Raw genomic sequence first — 20616 nt, 5'->3', positions numbered from 1 at the left:
TCACTCCCGGCTTCATCCAACCTTCTCGGCGCTGAAAAGTCGAATTTTTGACTCGGATTATAATTCAACTTCAACTTCTTATCGCGAAGTTTTCCCGCACTACACCTTCAAAAACTTGCGGATCGACATCGTGCTGCCCCAAATGCCGATCAGCAGGCCCAGGCCGACAAGCAGTCCGCCGAGCTCCAGACCGATTTCACTGACCGGTACCAGCCGGAACGCCAGTGTAATGTCCGCTTTCACGGACTGAACCAGTTGATCGTAACTGATGTAAAGAATCGCTACCGTAATGAGCGAGCCGATCAGGCCAATCAACGCGCCCTCCACGAAAAACGGCCAGCGGATAAACCGGTTCGTCGCGCCGACCAGCTTCATGATGCCAATCTCGCGGCGGCGGGCCAAAATGGTCACGCGAATCGTGTTCGAGATGAGAAACATCGCCATCAAGGCGAGGCCCGCTACAAACGCAAAGCCGATGTTGCGTATTAAACGCGTGATTTTGAACAATTTTTCGACCGTGCCCTGTCCGTAATTGACCTTATAGACCGGGTCTCCGTCATATTTGTCGTTAAGCGCCTGAATCTTGCTCGCCACATAGGGGATCGTCGTTGGTTCGACAACTTCCACCTGGAACGTATCGGGAATCGGGTTCGTCTTTTCGTCGTAGCCCTCCAGCAATTCCTTGCCTTGTTCCCCCAGCTTTTCCTTGAAATCCTTCAACCCTTGCGCTTTGGGGATCAGCGTAACCCGGCTGACTTCGGGCATCGAACCGATATCGTTGGAAAGCTGATTGCGGACGGCTTCGGTAACGTTGGAATTGAGGTACGCCTTGATCTGGACCTGGCTGTCCGCTTCGTCGGCAAACGAATTGACATTCAGCACGAGCAGGATAAACACGCCGAGAATCAGCAGCGAAACGATAATTGAAGTGATCGACGCCACCGACATCCAGCCGTTGCGGAACACGTTTTTCGCGCCTTCCCGCAAATGCCGGAAGAAGGTGCTAATAGTCATAACCGTATTCCCCTCTCAGCTGGTCTCGCACGATGTTGCCGTGTTCGATGGCAATCACGCGCTTGCGCATGGTGTTAACGATTTCTTTGTTATGGGTGGCCATGACGATCGTCGTGCCGCGGAAATTGATCTCATCGAGCAGCTGCATGATCCCCCATGACGTCTCGGGATCCAGGTTGCCGGTAGGCTCGTCCGCAATGATGACGGACGGACTGTTGACGATCGCTCTCGCGATGGCGACGCGCTGTTGTTCACCGCCGGAGAGCTGGGATGGATCGCGGTTTGCTTTATTTTTCAGCCCAACCAATTCGAGCACTTCCATCACACGCTTTTTGATTACTTTTTTGGGAGCTTCGATAACCTCCAGAGCAAATGCGACGTTTTCATAAGCCGTGAGCTTTGGCAGCAGGCGAAAATCTTGGAAAATGACGCCGATATTTCGGCGGACATACGGAATTTTGCGGGGCTTGAGCTTGCCGATGTTAAATCCATTGACGGAAATTTGCCCTTTGGTGGGCACCTCTTCCCGGTATATAAGCTTCATAAAGGTCGATTTCCCTGCACCCGAGGGCCCGACCAGATAAACGAATTCATTGCGGTCTATTTTGACCGATACCCCTTTCAGGGCATGGGTTCCGTTCGGATACGTCTTCCAGACATCCTGCATCTCTATCACTTCATCACGTCCTAAACCTTGATTCCAAAACTTGATTTCTATATCTTAGACAGCCCTATTTTACATTCGACATGTTCTTGCCAAATCCTTTAAAACCCGAGTAATTTCATTTTAGTCCGATTTATATTGTAACAAAGATGTTACTTTTTGAGTACCCGAAAGTTTCCTGCTTTCCATCATATATATGGTTGTACAAGGATTTTTCCAGGCGCAAAAAAAGATCAACCATTGAAGGAGCAGATTATGAGAAAAATTCGTTTGGCAATGATCTCCATCGGAGTGGTTATATTTACCGGCCTGCTGTTGCTCGGCGGACTGTATTTATATGCGGTGCAGGGCTCGATTCCCCGGGGAACGATCGTCGCCGGTCTACCGCTGGGCGGCCGCCAAAGCGCTGATGCGCTCAGGCTGCTGGATGAAGAGATTGCCCAGGTATTGAAGAAAAAAGTAATTTTGTCGGCGGGCGAAAGCGAAAAAACGCTGGCCTGGCGGGAAACCGGAATCTCCTTCGAGACCCACTCCTTTCATGCCGCGGTCCGGCAGCTGGAGACCGGGACGCTATGGGAACGGGTGCAAGCCCGGAGGAATTTCCCGAAGCAGTGGGATCTAAAGATCGCTTTAGATGAAAAAAAGCTGCAGTCGGTCTTTCCGCCTTCATGGGAAAAAGCGCAATTCGGCGATCCGGTGGACGCAGTCCGAACGATTACGCCTGACGATCAAATCCGCTACCTGCCGGAAAAAACGGCGCTGCGTGTCGATTGGGAGCGGCTAGCGCCCCAGGTCGTAAAAGCAGCCGAAGCGGAATGGAACCGGCGGCTCGTTGAACGGGGGGAGCCAAAGTCCGGAGATGGGACCGGTCCGGAAGACGGGAATGTCCCCGGTGAGAAAGGCCATGGCGAGTATGCCCCCGGCAAAAATAACCCGACCGGGCGATCTCCCGGCGCTTATGCTCCAATCCGCCTCAGCGTCCCGCTGCGTACGGTTCAGCCGAAGGTTACGGTCGAAATCTTGAAAAAAGAAGGCATCCGCCGCAAAATCGTGCAATTTTCCACCGGGCTGCTGACCAGCGGCGCGGGAAGAATCCATAATGTCGATGCGGCCGCGCGAAGCATTGACGGCAAGGTGCTGGCGCCGGGCGAAATTTTCGATTATGGCAAAGCGGTGGAATACGCCGAGAAAACGTACGGTTTCCGCGAAGCGCCGGTCATTTTTGCGGGCAAGCTTGTGCCGGGGGTGGGAGGCGGCATCTGCCAGGTATCCAGTACGCTTTACAATGCGGCGGTGCGCGCCGGGCTCGATATCGTGGAGCGCCGCAACCATTCCGTGCCGGTCAGCTATTTGCCCAAAGGGCAGGATGCAACATTTGCCCAAGGCCACATCAATTTCCGCTTCAAAAATACGTCTGGCCGCCACCTTCTCATCCGCGCGAAGATCGAAAATAAGCGGCTGACCGTCAAGCTGTTTGGCGATATCCCCGAAAACGTCACCTACGCCGTTGAATCCCGCACAACGGAAGAGATTCCCGCGCCGAAAAAACACGTTGTCAACAGTGCGCTCCCTGCGGGAAGCAAGCAACTGGTCTTGCCAGGAAAGCAGGGTTATGTCGTCGAAACGTACCGGATTAAAAAAGTCGACGGCCGCGCGGTAGAGCGGATTCGTATCTCCGAAGACATTTACCCGGCGCAGCCGGCGGTGATTGCCGTCGGTGGAACCGATAACTCGTCCGGAAGCAAAGGCGGGGCGGGTAATTCCGACAAATCCGCACCCAAGCAAATTCTGGAGGACGGCGTGCAAGGACCGAATTTCCGATAGATACCTGCTTGTCGGCCGCGCCGTCTCCCTCTTTCCGGCCAATCACGACATTCCCGTAAAATAGCGGAATTTTATGGCGTTATTTGAAAAATTCATCCCCTGGAGCAAAAATAGCGGAAATAAATGGCGTTATTTTGCTACTCCCTGCATAAAAAGGCATCTGCATAGCCCGTTTCCATAAAATAGAGACATTTTATACCGTTATTTCCCCGGAAATTGTCTCCTTCGGTCAAATAGGGACATAAAAGGGCGCTATTTATCAGTGGAACCAGCCAACTGCTTGTCCCACTCCGCCTTTTCCCCTTTGCTTGTCCCACTCCACTCCACTCGTCCCTCGCCACCAGCCCCTCTTCCCATCTCAGCCACATCGCACACCTGACACACCTGGCACACCTGGCACACCTGACTAGATCACAAATCGCTTCCCCTCCATGCTAAGCTGATAGGACCGAATCCGCTCGCTGCCTCTGGCTGGCTCAAGCCAATTTTTGTCCGCCATTTGGCGGAGCCACTTTCTTGCCGTTTTGTTTTCCACCCTCATATGCCGGCAAATATCCCCTGGGGTGAGCGGGCGTCCCGTCCGCAGAAACAAGCGGATGATTTCCTTTTCGACATAGTCGATCTCCTGAACTAGCTTCCCTTCGCCAAGCCACCTCCCCATAAACTGCTGCAGCGTTTGTTGGCAGTAACGCGGACTCTCCTTCACATCGTCATAGGTAAAACGCAGCACCATCCAGCCGTCCAAGATCAGGTCGTTCTGCCGGCGGCAGTGATCCGAAAACTGCAGCCGGCTGATGTTGCGCAAGTGCGGTCCATACCCGTCAATCTCCACAGCCAGCAGCAGACCGGAACGAATATAAGCAAAGTCGAGATAACGATACCCGTCCTTAAAATCGTTGACTTCATATTCCGGGTGCAGATGATCCAAACTCCAGAATGACGGCCACCATACTTTTTCCACAAACAGACTTTCCGCATGTCCATGCCCCTCCTCAAGCCTTCTTGCCCGCTCGCCTTGACGCGACGCCAAGTGTCTTGCGATCCATTCCGAGTACTGCTCCTCAAATGCCATTGATCACACCTCCATAAAAAAATAAAACGCCTTTCGTCTACGACAATGTTCGTAAACAAAAGGCGTGCGCTTCACGGCCTAGCTTGCTGCCGGCTGGTCCCTGATCCGGGTTAGATAATAGCAACAATTGGATATTTAACTTGATTAGTATTTTACCATATTACGGAAAAAGCGCAACAGTAGATTACCGAAAACGCGGGATCGCCAGTTTTTTTTACGGTTCAACCCGGAAATCGGCGCTTGACAGTCGGCTACAGAAACGATGAAGCGAACCTCCGGCCTTCTAAAATAGCAGCACTTTATGTACTTATTATCCGGGGCCCCAGCGTGTTCATCCCATTAGTGACATTTTTTGTCCCTATTTTCTTGTGAATGCACCAGAACATGGGCATTTCCTGGCGACGAGGGGAAATAGCGACATAATTTGCCTCTATTTCTCTCAAATGGGCGGACATCACCGGAATAACGGCATTTTTGGCCCTTATGTTGTTCGCTGGAGCTTTAAGGCGGGCCATTAATTTAAAGTTTATCATGGTGTGTTAATTTTAGTATACTGGAGTAAGCGTGTCTATGTGACAAAAACCGCATCAAAGGTACGGCATAGAATCCAAACTACAATTAGCGGCTTAAATGACTTCATGATTCGTTTTTCTTCCAAGGAGGGTACAACATCAATGCACAAAACAACGACCGTTTCCGGGGGGCAAACTGCTGGGGGCCGCGCTGCGGGAGGCCAGAGCGTCGGAGGACAAGCCGCTGGGGGCCAGACCGCCGGAGGCACAACTGCCGGAAACACAAGCACCGGAGACATAAGCGCCGAAGGGCAAGCCGCCGGCGCGCGCAGCGCCTCGGCCGGGCTGCTTGTCGCCGCCGTGCTGCTAACCGCCGCCACGCTGCGTTCGCCGATCACCGGGGTCGGCGCCATGATCGGCCAAATCGAGGCTGCCACCGGCTTGTCCCATGCGCTGTCGGGGATGCTGACGACGCTGCCGCTGATCGCTTTCGCCGTTTTTGCGCTCGCCGCCCCCAAATTGTCCGTTTGGTGGGGCATGGAGAGAACGCTTTTTTATAGTATGATGCTCATGACTGCCGGCGTGATCATCCGCTCGCTGCCCTCTGTTGCCGCGCTGTTTGCGGGAACCGCGCTGATCGGGGTGGGGATCGCCGTGTGCAACGTGCTGCTTCCGGCGCTGATCAAGCGGAGTTTTCAGCAGCGCGTAGGGCTGATGACCAGCCTGTACACCTCGTCCCTCAATCTCTGGGCGGCGATCTCCTCCGGCATTAGCGTTCCGCTCGCCGCTACCGCTCTGGGATGGCGGGGAGCGCTTGGCATCTGGGCCTTGCTGGCGGCGGTGTCGGCTTTGGTGTGGGTTCCGCTGCTTCGCCGCCGTCCCGTTGCCTCTAGCGAGGCCAAGGCACAGCTTTCCCCGGCGGCGGCAAGCGCTCCCGCACGGCGAGGCGGAATTTGGCGTTCCAAAACAGCCTGGCTCGTCACCATTTTTATGGGCTCACAGTCGATTATGTTTTATGTGAGCGTTTCATGGCTGCCGGATATTTTGCAGGTAAAAGGGATGAGTCCCGAAAAAGCCGGCTGGATGCTTTCGCTGATGCAGATCGTCAGCATGGGCGGCTCCTTCCTGATGCCGCTCATCGCCGCGCGGACGGATAACCAAAAGTTGTTAACCGCAGCTTCGTCGGCCCTGTTTTTCATCGGATTCGGGGGAATCTGGCTTGGTCCGGCGGCGCTCGCCCCGCTGTTCATTGTGTTGCTCGGTATCGCCAGCGGTACCACGTTCAGCCTGGTGATCGTCTTTTTTTCGCTGCGGTCGCGTACGGCGGAGCAAGCCGGACAACTGTCCGGCATGGCCCAATCGGTCGGATATCTGGTAGCGGCGTTTGGGCCGGCATTGTTCGGTTATATTCATGACGTCAGCGGAGGGTGGAACGCGCCGCTGGCCGCGATCATCGCGTTTTCGGTGCTGACTGCCCTGTTCGGGTATGCCGCCGGACGCAAGGGTTTTGTCGATACGCGCTGAACAAACAAGCGTTCGGGATCGTTCGTCAGACTGCGCGCGTTTCGGTTAATTCATGTACTAAAAAACTGTCCCCAGATCCAGGATCTGATCAGGACAGTTTTTTGTTGTGCTGCCACGAGCGGCTTATTCCTTGTCGGCTGCCGGCCGGGGTTCCCGTCCGGAGCTGGGGGCGGCTCCACGGGCGCGGGAGTGGCTTAGCATTTTGGCGTTCCCCATAAACAGCACCGCGATCAGCGCAAGCGCCGCGGGAACGATCGTCCATCGGAACATATCGGTGATCGAGGCAGACAAATCGTTGACGATCCGCTCCAGCACCGGGGCGGAGATCGCTTTTCGCGCCTTCGAGGCCAGCAAGGTCCGGGGATCGTCCAGCGAAGGCAGCCCAGCCGCGCCTTCTGTCCCGGCCAGCGATTCCGCTAAGCGGCTGGCGAAAAAGTTGCGCTGCAAAATGCCGAATACGGGTGATCCCGATCGTCCGCGTTGCTGCTGGCAAACAGCCGTTTCCGGAACATGCCGAAGGAAATGATCGGCTCCCCCGCCCTGCGCTCCGCCAGCAAAAACACGATAAACAGCAGCGCAAACGCCGCGAACAAACCGAGGATCACTACGGAGTCCCAGGCATACAGCTGGCCGCCGAGCTCCAGCGCGAACATCAGCGCAACGATGGCTCCAATCAAGGTTAAAGCACCCCACCAGTCGATTTTTTGCTTGGCATGAACCGGGAGACTCCCGATAAAAAACGACGATAAACAACAGCGCAAGCACACCCAGGGGCAAATTAATGTAAAAATTCCAGCGCCAATTCAAGTGGTCGGTAATAAACGCGCCGAGCAGGGGGCCAGCCAAGCTGGAGATGCCGAACACAGCGCCAAACAAACCGCCCATCGCCCCGCGTTTTTCAATCGGAAACACGTCGAACATGAGGGCAAAAGCGATCGGCATCAGCGCTCCGCCGCCGATCCCCTGGATTGCGCGGTATATGCTGAGCTGCACGATATTGTCCGTCAGGCCGCACAGCACCGAACCGAGCAAAAAGATCGCGATGCCAAACACGAAAAACCGTTTGCGCCCATACATGTCGGACAGCTTGCCGAAAATCGGCATCGCCGCCATTTCCGCAACCACATAGGCCGAGGTGACCCAAACGTACTATCCAACCCGCCCAGTTCGGCTACAATGGTGGCCATGGCGGTGGATACGATCGTGTTGACCATCGCCGCCATCAGGATGCCGAGCAGCAAACCCGCCACCACGAACCCAAGCCGGCTATTTCCATCACACATGATCGTTGCCTCCGCCTTTCAGGCATTCTTTAACCTCTGAGTCCGGATCCTGATGATACTGTTTCGTATATTCCACGAGCCCGATCCGGCAGCCGGGACCAATCGTTACATCGCCTCCGCGCACGACATCACAGACCGTATTCTCCAACCGGATCACATCGCCTTCGATTACGTTGGCCTGCAGCTCCGGCGTTCCCCACGACTTCAGCCAGGGCATCAGTCCCCAGGAAATTTGCGGGGCGACGCTGATCCGGGCGCCTACGATTTCCGCGGCACGGGCGGGACCAAGCAGCCGCCCGGCACCCGTTTTTAACCGTACTGTGATTTTTTCGTTGTAAATCATCCGGACCTAAAAAAATTTGGAACGAAGCTGATTAAAAAACGCGCGGCCCTTTTCCTTTTGCAGGAACAGGGCCGCACGCAGCGATAGAGTATGAGGTTATAAGGAGGTTAATTAAAGTTTAAACCGTTCGATCTGCGCATTGACATCGGCCGCCATCCGCGCCAAACCTTCGGAAGCCGAGGAGATTTCCTCCATCGAAGCGAGCTGCTCCTCGGTTGCGGCGGTTACGCCTTGGAAGCTTTCCAGGCTTTTCGCCGAGGTGGCCGCGATCTGTTCCACCGGATTTGCGATCTCGTCCGCGCTGGCCGACATCTGCTCGGTAATGGCCGACACTTCATGGATTTGCTCCGAAATGCGCTGCGTCGAGCGCTCGATTTCGCGGAACGCCTGCTGGGCTTCTTCGGTCACGGACATGCCCCGGTCCACATTCGCGTTGACGTCCTGCTTGATCATTTGGTACGCCTTGCCGGTAAGCTCGTTCATCTCTCCGATATGCTGCTGAATGCGGTCCGCCGTAACGCGCGACTGCTCGGCCAGCTTGCGCACCTCGCCCGCCACGACCGCAAAGCCGCGTCCTTCTTCGCCGGCCCGGGCCGCCTCGATCGCCGCGTTCAGCGCCAGCAGATTCGTCTGCCCGGCGATGTCCGAAATCGAGCCGCTCATCTCGGCGACAAATGCGCTTAGCTCGCTCATCTGCTGCATCAGCTCCGCCGATTCGCGGGTAGAGCGGCGAATTTCTTCCATTTGCAGCCCGACCTGGGCAACCTTCTCGCTGCCGTTCTGCACGTCGGATACCGTTTGCGAAGACGACTGGACAATGGTGGACGAAGCTTCGGCAATTTTGCGGATGCCCATCGACATTTCTTCCATCGTTTTGGCGCTTTCGGCCGAAGACGCAGCCTGGCTCTCCGCATCACCCGAAGCCTCTTGCACCAGCTCGACGACATGCTCGACCGCTTTCGCGTTTTGCTCCGTTCCGGCCGTCAGTTCTTCGCTCGAAGCGGCGAGCTGGCTGGCGGTTTCCGACATTTCCTGGACCATCGTGCGCAAAGAAGCCAACATGCCGTTATAGTTCTCCGCCAGTTGTCCGATTTCATCTTTTCGCTTCACAACGACATCCTCGTTTAAGTACCCTTCGCTGACCCGCCGTGCCGAATGGTTCAACTGTTCGATCGGACGGGTAATAAGGCGGATGACGAAAAACAGCACGATGCCGGCAACCACCAGTGAAATCGCTAAAACGATCATGGATGTCCAAAAAATCGGCATGGAGGCTTCGCTAAATTCCTGTAGTTCCAATACGCCGACGATCTTGAATCCCGTAAGCTTGTTCGTGGTGAAAAATACGCTCTGCGACAAATCTGTCTTCGGGTTGACATACTCCATAAATCCCGATTCCGTCCCCTGAATTTTGGCGATTTGGTTCCCGGCCGCTTCTTCGCCAATGGCGTTTGTCGGATGCGACACAAACTTGCTGTTCCGGTCCATGATATAAATGTACCCGTTTTTGCCCAAACGGATCGCTTTCACCATTTCGTTCAGCTGGGCCAGGTCAAGGGAAACCGTGATCGCCCCCTGTCCATCCGCCAACGCGCGGCTGATGAACAAATTGTAGTGGCCCGTTGTTGACGAAGTGAACGGATCGATGATGACCGTTTCTTTCGGAGCCTTCATCGCGGCTTTATACCAGTCTCTATCCCGCGGGTCATAGTCCTGCTTGCCGGGATCCGGCGCTTTCATCCACGCTCCGTTTTGATTCCCGACGGTCAGGACCTCCAGCTCGGGATGTTTCTCCATATATAATTCCATCAGCTCTTGGACTTCGGTCGACTTCGCCTCGATTTGCGCCGAATTGATTTGCATCACCAGTTGTTCGACGTTGCGGCTCTCCGCTTCGATGATTTGATTCAGCGTCTCATCCAAGAGGTTTACGTTCGATTTGACGCTTTCTTCTATTTTAGAGCGCAGCTGCCCGCTGGCGCTGGTATAGCTGGAATAAGCGACGACCAGGTTCGGGATGATCAGCAAGACGGCAAAAATAAGGAGCATCCGGTTACGCAATGTCCTGACTTCCACTAAACTAAGCAGACGGTTCCAAAAGGCTTTCATTAAATTCTCTCCTTTGCGGTATGTGTAAAATTTAAAAGTAACTGGGTTGATAGGGATGACATTTGATTGAGGAGGGGGTTAAAGATCAATCACATAAAGCGGCATAATCCATATTTCGACAATTTATGTCAGTTTTTATAGAGTATTTTTGAAATTTCAATGAAAAATATTATAATTAACTTTCATTTTTTCACATAAAAATGGGATGGTTTAGGAGCCCCGCTCGCTCACAAAAAAAGCAGCCGCTCGTCAATGACGATGGCTGCTTGTGATTTTACCGGATCATCCCGGATGGGCCGGCTATTTATTTACTTTTTTCCGCGTACTCCTGCACCCATGTCCGGCCGCTCTCCAGCTTCCGCTCCGCGCGTTCGATCGCCGCGGCTACCTGCTGCGAAGCCGTACCTCCGTATACGTTGCGCGCGTTCACGACGCTCTCCGGCTGCAGCACCTGATAGATGCTGTCGTCAAATAGCGGCGAAAACTGCTTGAATTCCTCCAGCGTAAGGTCGAGCAAATATTTGCCGTTTTGGATGCAGTACAGCACCGTTTTGCCGATGACCTCATGCGCCTGGCGGAACGGCAGGCCTTTGTTGGCCAGGAAGTCGGCGATGTCGGTCGCGTTGGAAAAGTCCTGGTTCACCGCTTCGCGCATCCGCTCCTTGTTCACCTTCATCGTGGCGATCATCGGAGCGAACAGCTGCAGCGCTCCCTGCAGCGTAGCGACCGTATCGAACATGCCTTCCTTGTCCTCCTGCATGTCTTTGTTGTAGGCCAAGGGCAGCGACTTCAGCACCGTGAGCAGGCCCATCAGGTTCCCATATACGCGGCCCGTTTTGCCGCGGACCAGCTCCGGCACGTCCGGGTTTTTCTTCTGCGGCATAATGCTGCTGCCCGTGCAAAACGCATCGTCCAGCTCAATGAAGCGGAATTCGGTGCTGCTCCACAGCACCAGTTCTTCACTGAGGCGCGAGAGATGCATCATCAATATCGAAGCGTCCGCCAAAAATTCGAGTATAAAATCGCGGTCGCTGACTGCGTCAAGGCTGTTTTCATAAACGCCGTCAAAATGCAGCTGCTCGGCCACGAAATGGCGGTCGATCGGAAACGTCGTTCCCGCCAGCGCCCCCGCTCCCAGCGGCAGCACGTTGATGCGCTTGTAACTGTCCTGCAGGCGTTCGATATCGCGCTGGAACATCGATACGTACGCCAGCAAATGATGGGCGAACAAAATCGGCTGCGCCCGCTGCAGATGGGTATACCCGGGAACGATCGTATCCTGGTTCGCTTTGGCTTGCCCCAGCAGCGCCTCCTGCAAATCCTGCAGCAGAGCGACGAATTCAACGACCCGTTTGCGCAGGTACAAATGCATGTCCGTCGCCACCTGATCGTTCCGGCTCCGTCCGGTATGCAGCTTCCCGCCGACCCCGCCGACCTCTTCGATCAGCTGTTTTTCGATATTCATATGAATGTCTTCATCCGACACGGAATACTCCAGCTCGCCGCGCCGAATTTTGTGCAAGACGGCATGCAGGCCTTCCTTGATCTTGTCCACGTCCTCCTCGGACAAAATTCCGCATTTGCCCAGCATCGTCACATGCGCCAGGCTCCCCTGCACATCCTCCTCGGCCAGCGCTTTGTCAAACCCGATGGAGGCGGTATATTCCTCGACTAAACGGTTGGTCTGCTTCGTGAAGCGGCCTCCCCACAGTTTGCTCACCTGATCCACTCCCTTATCTGCTATAGAGGTAGTTTAAAAAGTCATCTTTTAGCCGACTTTTTAAACTTGAACTTACTTATAAAGCTCGTTCAACGGCTTACTTGCTTTTGTTCTGTTCCACGCCGGAGCTTACTTTAAGCCGCAGCGCGTTCAGATGAATAAAGCCCGTTGCGTCCCCCTGATCGTAAGCCTGGGTCGGATCCTCCTCCATGGTGGCGATGTCCGGATTGTACAGGCTGACCGGGCTCTTAACGCCGGCGGCGATAATGTTGCCTTTGTACAGCTTCACGCGCACCGTGCCCGTCACGTTCTTCTGGCTTTCGGTCACCAGCGCCTGCAGCGCCAAGCGCTCCGGGGCAAACCAGAAGCCGTTGTACACAAGCGTGCTGTAGCGCGTGATCAGGCTGTCGCGCAGGTTCATCACTTCGCGGTCCATCGTCAGCGACTCCATTTTGCGGTGGGCCGTAAACAGGATCGTGCCGCCCGGCGTTTCGTACACCCCGCGGCTTTTCATGCCGACGAAGCGGTTTTCCACCATGTCGACGCGGCCGATGCCATGTTTGCCGCCAAGCTCATTCAGCTTCTCCATCACGGCCAGCGGGTTCAAACGTTCGCCGTTCAGCGCCACGCAGTTGCCCTGCTCGAATTCCAGCTCCAAGTATTCCGGCTGGTCAGGCGCATCCTCCGGCGACACGCTGAGCAGGTACATATCCTTGTTCTCCGGCGCGGCCGCGTCAAACCACGGATCCTCCAGCACGCCGCTCTCGTAGCTGATGTGCAGCAGATTGCGGTCCATCGAATACGGCTTGGCCGCGGAGGCCGTCACCGGGATGCCGTTCGCTTCGGCGTAGGCGATCATTTGCGCGCGGCCCGGGAAACGGTCGCGGAACTCGCTCAGCCGCCACGGGGCAATCACCTTGATCTCCGGCGCCAGCGCCGCGGCGGCCAGCTCGAAGCGTACCTGGTCGTTGCCTTTGCCGGTGGCGCCGTGAGCAATTGCCGTTGCGCCTTCGGCGCGGGCGATTTCCACCATCCGCTTCGCGATCAGCGGGCGGGCGATGCTGGTGCCCAGCAAGTACTGTCCTTCATACAAAGCCCCCGCCTGGAACATCGGGAAAATAAAGTCTTTGGCGAACTCCTCGCGCAGGTCGTCGATATATACCTTCGAAGCGCCGGTGGCCAGTGCCTTCGCTTCCAGCCCATCCAACTCTTCCTTCTGGCCGATGTCGGCGGTGAACGCAATGATCTCCGCGTCATAAGTTTCTTTTAACCATTTCAGAATAACCGACGTATCCAGTCCCCCGGAATAGGCCAGCACGATTTTTTCTTTTGCCATGATCCTGATATCCTCCTCGTTGATTGTCAAAGCGAAGCCCGGGCTCCGGCTCAGATATTCGACGCTGGCCGTGTCTACCCCGGGCATCCCCCAAATTATCCGAGCAAAGCCGCCAGCAGCGCTTTTTGGGCATGCAGCCGGTTCTCGGCCTCGTCAAAAATAATCGAATGCGGGCCGTCGATGACGCCTTCGCTGACCTCTTCGCCGCGATGCGCCGGCAAACAGTGCAGAAAGACGTAGTCCGGTTTGGCGTATTTCGCCAGCTCTTCGTTGACCTGATAATCCTTAAAAGCGATCTCCCGGATTTTCTGCTCCTCTTCAAAGCCCATGCTGGCCCACACGTCCGTATAAATGGCGTCGGCGTCCCGCACAGCCTCTTTCGGCTCGCGGACCACTTCAATCCGCGCCCCCGTCGCTTTGGCGATTTCCTTCGCGTCCGCCACGATTTGCGGGTCCGGCTCGTAGCCCTCAGGGCTTGCCACCGACACGTGCACCCCAAGCTTCGCCCCGCCGATCATCAGCGAATGGGCCATGTTGTTGCCGTCGCCGATGTAGGCCAGCTTGAGCCCTTGGAGCTTCCCTTTGTGCTCGTAAAGCGTCTGGTAGTCGGCCAGCACCTGGCACGGATGAGCCGCATCACTGAGGCCGTTAATCACCGGCACGGCGGCGTGGCGGGCCAACTCGACCACTCTGTCGTGGCCAAACGTACGAATCATGATGCCGTCCAAATAGCGGGACATCACCCCGGCCGTATCGGCGATCGTCTCGCCGCGCCCGAGTTGGATGTCGTTTTTGCTCAAAAACAACGCATGCCCGCCCAATTGATAAATGCCCACTTCAAAAGACACCCGCGTCCGCGTCGACGATTTTTCGAAAATCAGCCCCACGGTTTTGCCTTTGAGCGGCTGATAGACCTCGCCGTTCTTCTGTTTGCGCTTGAGCTCAACGGCCAGGTCGATCAGGTAGTGGATTTCCTCCATAGTATAATCGGTCAATTCGATAAAATCACGTCCGCTAAGGCTAATACTGCTGTGTTTCCCCTGCTCCAGCAAAGTCATCGGTTATTTCCCCTCCTTGGCGGTATAGGCTGCGATCACGTCGGCCAGCATGGCTACGGCCTGATCGATGTCATCCTTCGTTACCTTCAGGTTCGGCAGCAGACGGATGACGTTGGGTCCCGCCGTGACGAACAGCAGGCCTTTCTCCTGGCCAAGCGTCACGATATCCGCGACCGGTCCGGCGCATTCGATGCCGATCAACAGGCCTTTGCCGCGAACCTCCTTGACGAACGGCACGGCCTGGAACGTTTCCTCCAGGCGGCTGATCAGGTAGCGTCCCATCTCGTCCGCGTGTTCGGGAATCCGCTCTTCCTTCATCGTTTCAAGCGTAGCGATGATCGCCGCCGCTATGACCGGGTTGCCGCCGAAGGTGGAGGCATGCGTTCCCGGCGTAAACGCCTCGCGCAAATACTCCTTCGCCAGCATTGCCCCGGCCGGGAGGCCGCTGGCGATACCTTTCGCCGAAGTGAAAATGTCCGGCTCAATGCCGTAGTGCTGGTAGGCGAACCACTTGCCGGTCCGGCCCATACCCGTTTGCACCTCGTCGATGATCAGCAGCAGGCCCTGCTCCCGGCACAGCGCCGCAAGCTCCTGCACAAAGCCGTGATCGACCGGGTACACACCGCCCTCGGCTTGAACCATTTCCAGCATCACCGCTGCGGTGTGCGGGCCGATGGCGGCTTTGAGCGCGTCCAGGTCATACAGCGGCACGGTTTTAAAGCCGGCCGGCAGCGGCAGGAAGCCGTCCTTTACCTTTTGCTGGCCGGTGGCCGTCAGCGTGGCCAGCGTCCGGCCGTGGAACGACTGCTCGAACGTAATAATCTCATAACGTTCCGTTCCCTTCACCTTCTGGTGGTACCTGCGCGCCAGCTTGATCGCCGCTTCGTTCGCCTCCGCGCCGCTGTTGCAGAAAAACACCACATCAGCGCAGCTGACCTCGGTCAGCATCCGGGCCGCCGTCTCCTGCTGCGGAATGTGGAACAGGTTGCATACATGCCACAGTTCGTCGAGCTGGGCTTTCACCTTGGCCTTCACTTTTTCCGGTGCATGTCCCAGATTGGCTACGGCCAGACCGCTCATAAAGTCCAAATAGCGGTTGCCTTTGTCATCCCACAGCCAGCTCCCCTGGCCTTTTACCAGATGAATCGGATACCGGGCATAGCTTGGAAAAAGCGCGCTGGAGCCCGAGTTGGCGCCAGGGCTTGAGCTTCCATTAGGGTTGGAACTTGCACTGAGGCTGGAATTTGCTCCAAGGCTGAAGCTTGGACTAGGGCTGGTGCTCGCACCTGGACTTCCGGTTAAAGAGGCGCTCCCCGCTCCATTGGCGGCAGTTTCCGCAGGTTTCCCCGTTTCTTTTACGTCGCTTTGTGCCATAAGTTTTATCACTCCTGTCTATGATTAAGAAATCGACTCGCTGTGCAGCTCTTTTCACGACCAACACACGTAACATAAAGGCAAAAAATGTCGTTATTTCGGCCAATCCCCCACTTTGAGTGAAATAGAGGCAATTTATGTCGTTATTTTCACGAACCGCAGGGAATTGCCACTTTTTCGGGACCGCCCCTGGAAAATAAGGACCAAAAATGCCGCTATTCGGGATGAACATGTTCAATTCCAAAAAATAAGAGCATAAAACTCCGCTATTTTGATGAGACCACGTATCCGGATTGTTCTACTGGTTGTTCTACTTGTTGTTCTACTTGTTGCTCTACTTGTTGCTCTACTGGTTGTTCTACAGGCTAGTCTCCGCAATCCAGCGTCTATTAGTCTAACATATATCTACCGTCACTCTATTAACCTAACTATAACGCACTATAGCGCAAACGGGAACAACGGGGCTACTGCATCCGGACGATTTTGGTACCGATCTTTTCGCCGGACAGTACTTTCCCCAGCACGCCGGGTTCGGCGCCGTTGACGATGACGACTTCCTTGACTTTGCCGCTGATGCAGTCTACCGCTGCGCGAACCTTCGGAATCATGCCGCCGTAAATTTCCCCGGCCAAAATCATGTCCTCGATCTGCTGTACGGTAATCGTCTCCAGCACGCGCTTTTCCCCATTCACGGTCTTCATGATGCCGGGGACGTCCGTGACGACGATCATCCTCGACACGCCCAATTCGGACGCTACCGCGCCGGCCGCGGTATCGGCGTTGATGTTGTAGCGCTGGCCGTCCGGTCCGGCGCCGACCGGAGCGATGACCGGCATATAGCCGAGGTTCAGCACGCCGGCCACCAAATCGGCGTTGACCCCGGTCACTTCGCCGACCAAGCCAACTTCATGGCTAGCCGCCACCGGCTTCGCCTGCAGCAGGCCGCCGTCCACGCCGGACAGGCCAAGCGCCTTGCCGCCGGACTTGGCGATGCGGCGCACGATCATCTTGTTGATGCTGCCGGACAGCACCATCTCCACCACGTCAAGCACCTCTTCCGAGGTATAGCGCAGCCCGTTCACGAACTTGCTTTCGATCCCGAGCTTGCCGAGATTTTCCGAGATCGCCGGCCCGCCTCCATGCACGATAACCGGCTGGACTCCGCTCTCCTGCAGCTTGACGAGATCGCCGAAAAAAGAATCCGGCAGCTCCGCAAGCGTGCTGCCTCCGCATTTCATGACAAACATCCGCCCTCCGGAAAGCTTACCCGCCGCATCCGGAGCGCTGTTTACTGCCGTTGTCATCGTTCAAATGCTCCTTTCCGTCCGATAGATTTCAAAATTAGGTGAAGCGCAAGCGCAATAGCAATAGCAATAGCAATAGCAATAAAGTTCATCTTAAACTATCGGTCCGCCCCTGGACTAAGTCCGGTAAGCGGCGTTAATCCGCACGTAATCGTAGGTTAAATCGCAGCCCCAGGCGGTCGCTTCGCCCTTGCCGTTATGCAGGTCCACGAAGATGTTCACGGTGTCGCCCTTGAGATAGGCGAGCGCCTCATCCTCGTCGAAAGGAATCGGCCGCGAGCCCGACAGCACGAGAATGTGGCCGAGCCTGATGTCGACGGTCTCGGGGTTGATCGGCTCGCCTGCCCGGCCCGCCGCCGCGATGATCCGCCCCCAGTTGGCGTCGGCGCCAAACACCGCCGATTTGACCAGGCTCGAGCCAACGATCGTTTTGGCGATGGCGCGGGCAGACCCATCGGTGACAGCCCCCGTGACCGTCACCTCGACCAGGCGCGTGGCGCCCTCGCCGTCGCGGGCGATCGCCTTGGCGAGCGTCTCGCACACGTGCCGGAACGCGGCGGCGAAGGCGTCCCAGTCGGCGTGACCCGGCGCAAGCTCGCCGCCGCCGGCCAGGCCGCTGGCCATCGCCAGCAGCATGTCGTTTGTGCTGGTATCTCCGTCGACCGTGATCATATTAAATGTCAGGTCGGTCGTCTCACCCAGCAAGCTTTGCAAGGCCTGCGGCTCGATCGCGGCGTCGGTCGTCACGAAAGCGAGCATCGTCGCCATGTTCGGATGAATCATGCCCGAGCCTTTGGCCGCCCCGGCGATCGTCACCTCGCACCCGTCAACGTCCAGCTTGACGCACACCTCTTTTTTCACGAGGTCGGTGGTCAAAATCGCCTGGCAAAACTGCTCGGCGCCCTCGCCGCTCGCCGCCAATGCCGCCGGCAAACCGGCGATGCCGGCGGAAACGCGGTCCATCGGCAGCAGTTCGCCGATGACCCCGGTCGAGGCTACGGCGACTTCGTGCTCGCCGAGCCCAAACGCCGCGGCCGCCGCCGCGCGCATCGCGTACGCGTCGGCTTCGCCCTGCGCGCCGGTGCAAGCGTTGGCGTTGCCGCTGTTGACGACGACGGCCCGCAGCAGCCGCCCTCCCGACGCGATGCTCTCCCGCGTCACCTTCAACGGGGCGGCCTGGAACACGTTTGTCGTGTACACGGCCGCCGCCGCCGCCGGCACCTCGCATACGATTGCGCCGAGATCGTTGCGCGGCGTTTTTTTCAAGCCGCAATGCAGTCCGCCGGCCCGGAAGCCTTTTGGAGCGGTAATGCCTCCCTCCGGCGCAACGCGAAATAAACTAACTACTCCCATGACGTTCTCCTTTCCATCTTCAGCCGATTTCGATACTTTCGCTTAAACGCGCTGTTTATTTTCGAGGAGGCCAAAAGCCCCGCCAACCGTGAACTTAATTTACGGATAAACTGGAACGTAGTTCAGTCCGGCCGTTTCGTCCCAGCCCATCATCAGGTTCAAGTTTTGAATCGCCTGGCCCGCGGCCCCTTTGACCATGTTGTCGATCACGGAAATGATCGTCAGCCTTCCGGTCCGCCGATCCGCCGCAAACCCGATGTCGCAATAGTTGGAGCCGAACACTTCTTTCGTCGCCGGCCAGATGCCGTTTTCGCGAATGCGGACAAAAGAACGCCCCTTGTAAAACTGCCGGTACAGCTGAATCAAATCGTCCTCGGTATATGCGCCCTTGAGCCCGGCGTATATTGTGCTCATAATTCCCCTCGTCATCGGCGCCAGATGTGTCGTAAACGTCACTGTCACCGGCTCGCCGGCGACCTGGGATAAAATTTGCTCGATTTCGGGAATATGCTGGTGTTTATTCACTTTATAGGCTTTTAAATTTTCGTTGATCTCCGCATAATGCGTCGTCAGGCTTGTGCCTCTGCCCGAACCGGACACGCCTGATTTGGCGTCGATGATAATGCTGCCCGGATCGATCCAACCCGCGCTGAGCGCCGGGATCAGACCCAGCAGGGTCGCCGTCGGATAACAGCCGGGGTTGGAGATTAGCCCTGCGCCGCGCACCTCGTCTCCGTATATTTCACTGAGCCCGTAAACCGCCTGCTCCAGCAGCTTGCCGTCCGGCGCCCCATGCTTATACCACGTTTCATACACGTCCCCGTCTTTAAGCCGAAAATCGCCGGAAAGATCGATCACCTTCAGCCCGGCCTTCAACAGCTCAGGCACCAGCTTGCCGCTGACGCCGGACGGCGTTGCGGTGAATACAACCTCCGCTTTGGCGGCGATTTCCTCCGGCTCCACCGCGTCCAGAGATTGGACGATAATCTCCGACAAATGCGGAAACCCTTCCGAAATCGGCGCTCCGGCGCTGGATGCCGAAATGACCGAAACAATCTCTACCGCTGGATGCCCCCATAAAAAACGAATCAGCTCCACGCCTCCGTACCCCGTAGAACCGACAATCGCGACTTTTACTTTTTCCCCGTTCACCTGCTTGCCCTCGCTTTCTTCTCCCGCCTGTTTCTATCAAACCAACAACCCGGAATGTATAAAACCGTATTAAATATGTATTATTATACGAGCGAACTTATATAAATACAATCCCATTCCAAAAAATTTACACGGCAATGTTAGGAAACGGCCGGACTTAACGATTTGGCCATATTAAAGTATAGTAGGTAGTAAATCATAAACAGCAGGAGTGGAGTAAGGAGGAGGTTCATCATGACAACCGTAGCTTTTGTTTACGCTCATCCCGATGATGAGACGTTCGGCTGTTCGTATCTGATCCGGCAAATCGCCGATGAAGGGAGCCGTGCGGTGCTGCTGACGGCAACCCGCGGGGACGCGGGGAAGACCGGGCGATTAGGGGCCATGACCCGGGAGGAGCTGGCCGCCAAAAGAGACCTGGAACTGGAGAAAGCCGCCAACATATTAGGCATCTCCACGGTGGAGCAGTTGGGAATGGGCGACGGGAAGCTGAAGGAAACGGATCCGGCCCTGCTGCGGGAAAAGGTCGCTGATTTTTTGCGGCGCCATCAAGCCGAAATCGTCGTCACGTTTCCGGAGGACGGCATTTCCGGGCATCAGGATCATATTGTGATCCATTATGCCGTGAATGATGTGATATTTAGCGGCCAGGCGCCCACGGTACAAAAGTTGTACTATAACCAATTCGGATCATTTGATTCGAAAAAGTCGAGTGTGCTGCGCGTGGAAGCCGCCGGCCGCTGGGACGCCAAACGCCGGGCGCTTGAGGCCCATGAATCGCAAATCCTCAGCGTTGAGCGGGTATTCGGCAAATTAGGCCCCCATGTTCCGCCGCACCTCGGGTTTGAGTCATTCGAACTGGCCTGGGAGCGGGGAGTCCGGTTTCCGCTGAAGCAGGAGCATTCCATCTATGATGGTTTGAGTTAAAAAAAGAAGCAGCCTGTGTTCGCTTGAGTATCGAACACAGGCTGCGT

16 protein-coding genes and 1 pseudogene are annotated in these 20616 nt (G+C 56.1%); 3 read left to right on the top strand and 14 right to left on the bottom strand.

The window, feature by feature from the left end; translation table 11 throughout:
• Positions 1 to 99: 99 nt before the first annotated feature.
• Together ftsX and ftsE are read right to left on the bottom strand one after the other, a co-directional pair.
• Positions 100 to 1014 (bottom strand): permease-like cell division protein FtsX, encoded by a 915-nt coding sequence (gene ftsX / locus NYE74_RS07205; RefSeq protein WP_213509741.1) that lies wholly within the window; start codon positions 1012 to 1014, stop codon positions 100 to 102.
• Positions 1004 to 1690, bottom strand: a complete 687-nt coding sequence (gene ftsE / locus NYE74_RS07200; protein ID WP_036619379.1) for a cell division ATP-binding protein FtsE — start codon at positions 1688 to 1690, stop codon at positions 1004 to 1006. The genes ftsX and ftsE overlap by 11 nt, the downstream gene beginning before the upstream one ends.
• A gap of 243 nt (positions 1691 to 1933) precedes the next feature.
• Here ftsE and NYE74_RS07195 point away from each other — a divergent pair, with 243 nt between their 5' ends.
• Positions 1934 to 3502 (top strand): VanW family protein, encoded by a 1569-nt coding sequence (locus NYE74_RS07195; protein ID WP_341004693.1) that lies wholly within the window; start codon positions 1934 to 1936, stop codon positions 3500 to 3502.
• Positions 3503 to 3908: 406 nt separating this feature from the next.
• Here NYE74_RS07195 and NYE74_RS07190 read toward each other — a convergent pair whose 3' ends face one another.
• Positions 3909 to 4574 (bottom strand): hypothetical protein, encoded by a 666-nt coding sequence (locus NYE74_RS07190; protein WP_036619374.1) that lies wholly within the window; start codon positions 4572 to 4574, stop codon positions 3909 to 3911.
• 674 nt (positions 4575 to 5248) lie between these two features.
• On the opposite strand from NYE74_RS07190, the gene NYE74_RS07185 reads away from it, so the two are divergent.
• Positions 5249 to 6610 (top strand): CynX/NimT family MFS transporter, encoded by a 1362-nt coding sequence (locus tag NYE74_RS07185; RefSeq protein ID WP_341004692.1) that lies wholly within the window; start codon positions 5249 to 5251, stop codon positions 6608 to 6610.
• Between the two features lie 123 nt (positions 6611 to 6733).
• Here the strand turns inward: NYE74_RS07185 and NYE74_RS33275 are convergent, their stop codons facing one another.
• The 11 genes and pseudogenes from NYE74_RS33275 to argC form a co-directional block, all read right to left on the bottom strand.
• Complete coding sequence (locus NYE74_RS33275; protein WP_051985230.1) at positions 6734 to 7057, bottom strand: hypothetical protein; 324 nt, start codon at positions 7055 to 7057, stop codon at positions 6734 to 6736.
• A gap of 35 nt (positions 7058 to 7092) precedes the next feature.
• Positions 7093 to 7893: pseudogene (locus NYE74_RS07180) on the bottom strand (MFS transporter); the annotation flags it as partial.
• Entirely contained in the window at positions 7886 to 8236 is a 351-nt protein-coding gene (locus NYE74_RS07175; RefSeq protein WP_051985227.1) for a hypothetical protein, read from the bottom strand. The pseudogene NYE74_RS07180 and the gene NYE74_RS07175, both read right to left, overlap by 8 nt.
• A gap of 111 nt (positions 8237 to 8347) precedes the next feature.
• On the bottom strand, positions 8348 to 10345 hold the full coding sequence (locus tag NYE74_RS07170) for a methyl-accepting chemotaxis protein (RefSeq protein WP_341004691.1): 1998 nt from the start codon (positions 10343 to 10345) through the stop codon (positions 8348 to 8350).
• A gap of 304 nt (positions 10346 to 10649) precedes the next feature.
• The gene (gene argH / locus NYE74_RS07165; protein ID WP_036619373.1) at positions 10650 to 12065 is read right to left on the bottom strand and encodes an argininosuccinate lyase; all 1416 of its coding nucleotides are present in this window, start codon (positions 12063 to 12065) and stop codon (positions 10650 to 10652) included.
• A 97-nt stretch (positions 12066 to 12162) separates the two neighbouring features.
• Positions 12163 to 13401: an argininosuccinate synthase gene (locus NYE74_RS07160; protein ID WP_036627455.1), complete on the bottom strand. Its 1239-nt coding sequence runs from the start codon at positions 13399 to 13401 to the stop codon at positions 12163 to 12165.
• A 95-nt stretch (positions 13402 to 13496) separates the two neighbouring features.
• Positions 13497 to 14459 (bottom strand): ornithine carbamoyltransferase, encoded by a 963-nt coding sequence (gene argF, locus NYE74_RS07155; RefSeq protein WP_124333353.1) that lies wholly within the window; start codon positions 14457 to 14459, stop codon positions 13497 to 13499.
• A gap of 3 nt (positions 14460 to 14462) precedes the next feature.
• On the bottom strand, positions 14463 to 15833 hold the full coding sequence (locus tag NYE74_RS07150; RefSeq protein WP_316560918.1) for an acetylornithine transaminase: 1371 nt from the start codon (positions 15831 to 15833) through the stop codon (positions 14463 to 14465).
• A 464-nt stretch (positions 15834 to 16297) separates the two neighbouring features.
• The gene (gene argB, locus NYE74_RS07145) at positions 16298 to 17137 is read right to left on the bottom strand and encodes an acetylglutamate kinase (protein WP_036619370.1); all 840 of its coding nucleotides are present in this window, start codon (positions 17135 to 17137) and stop codon (positions 16298 to 16300) included.
• 117 nt (positions 17138 to 17254) lie between these two features.
• Positions 17255 to 18490, bottom strand: coding sequence for a bifunctional glutamate N-acetyltransferase/amino-acid acetyltransferase ArgJ (gene argJ / locus NYE74_RS07140; protein WP_036619368.1), 1236 nt, complete (start codon positions 18488 to 18490; stop codon positions 17255 to 17257).
• Between the two features lie 99 nt (positions 18491 to 18589).
• On the bottom strand, positions 18590 to 19642 hold the full coding sequence (argC, locus tag NYE74_RS07135) for an N-acetyl-gamma-glutamyl-phosphate reductase (protein ID WP_270619438.1): 1053 nt from the start codon (positions 19640 to 19642) through the stop codon (positions 18590 to 18592).
• Between the two features lie 234 nt (positions 19643 to 19876).
• Between argC and NYE74_RS07130 the strand changes: the two genes are divergently transcribed.
• On the top strand, positions 19877 to 20569 hold the full coding sequence (locus NYE74_RS07130; RefSeq protein ID WP_326043558.1) for a PIG-L deacetylase family protein: 693 nt from the start codon (positions 19877 to 19879) through the stop codon (positions 20567 to 20569).
• The last annotated feature ends 47 nt before the right edge of the window (positions 20570 to 20616 follow it).

The organism is Paenibacillus sp. FSL P4-0127 (assembly GCF_038007325.1).
In the GTDB taxonomy this organism is placed as follows: domain Bacteria; phylum Bacillota; class Bacilli; order Paenibacillales; family Paenibacillaceae; genus Fontibacillus; species Fontibacillus macerans.
This window is presented reverse-complemented; position numbering and strand designations above follow the sequence as displayed.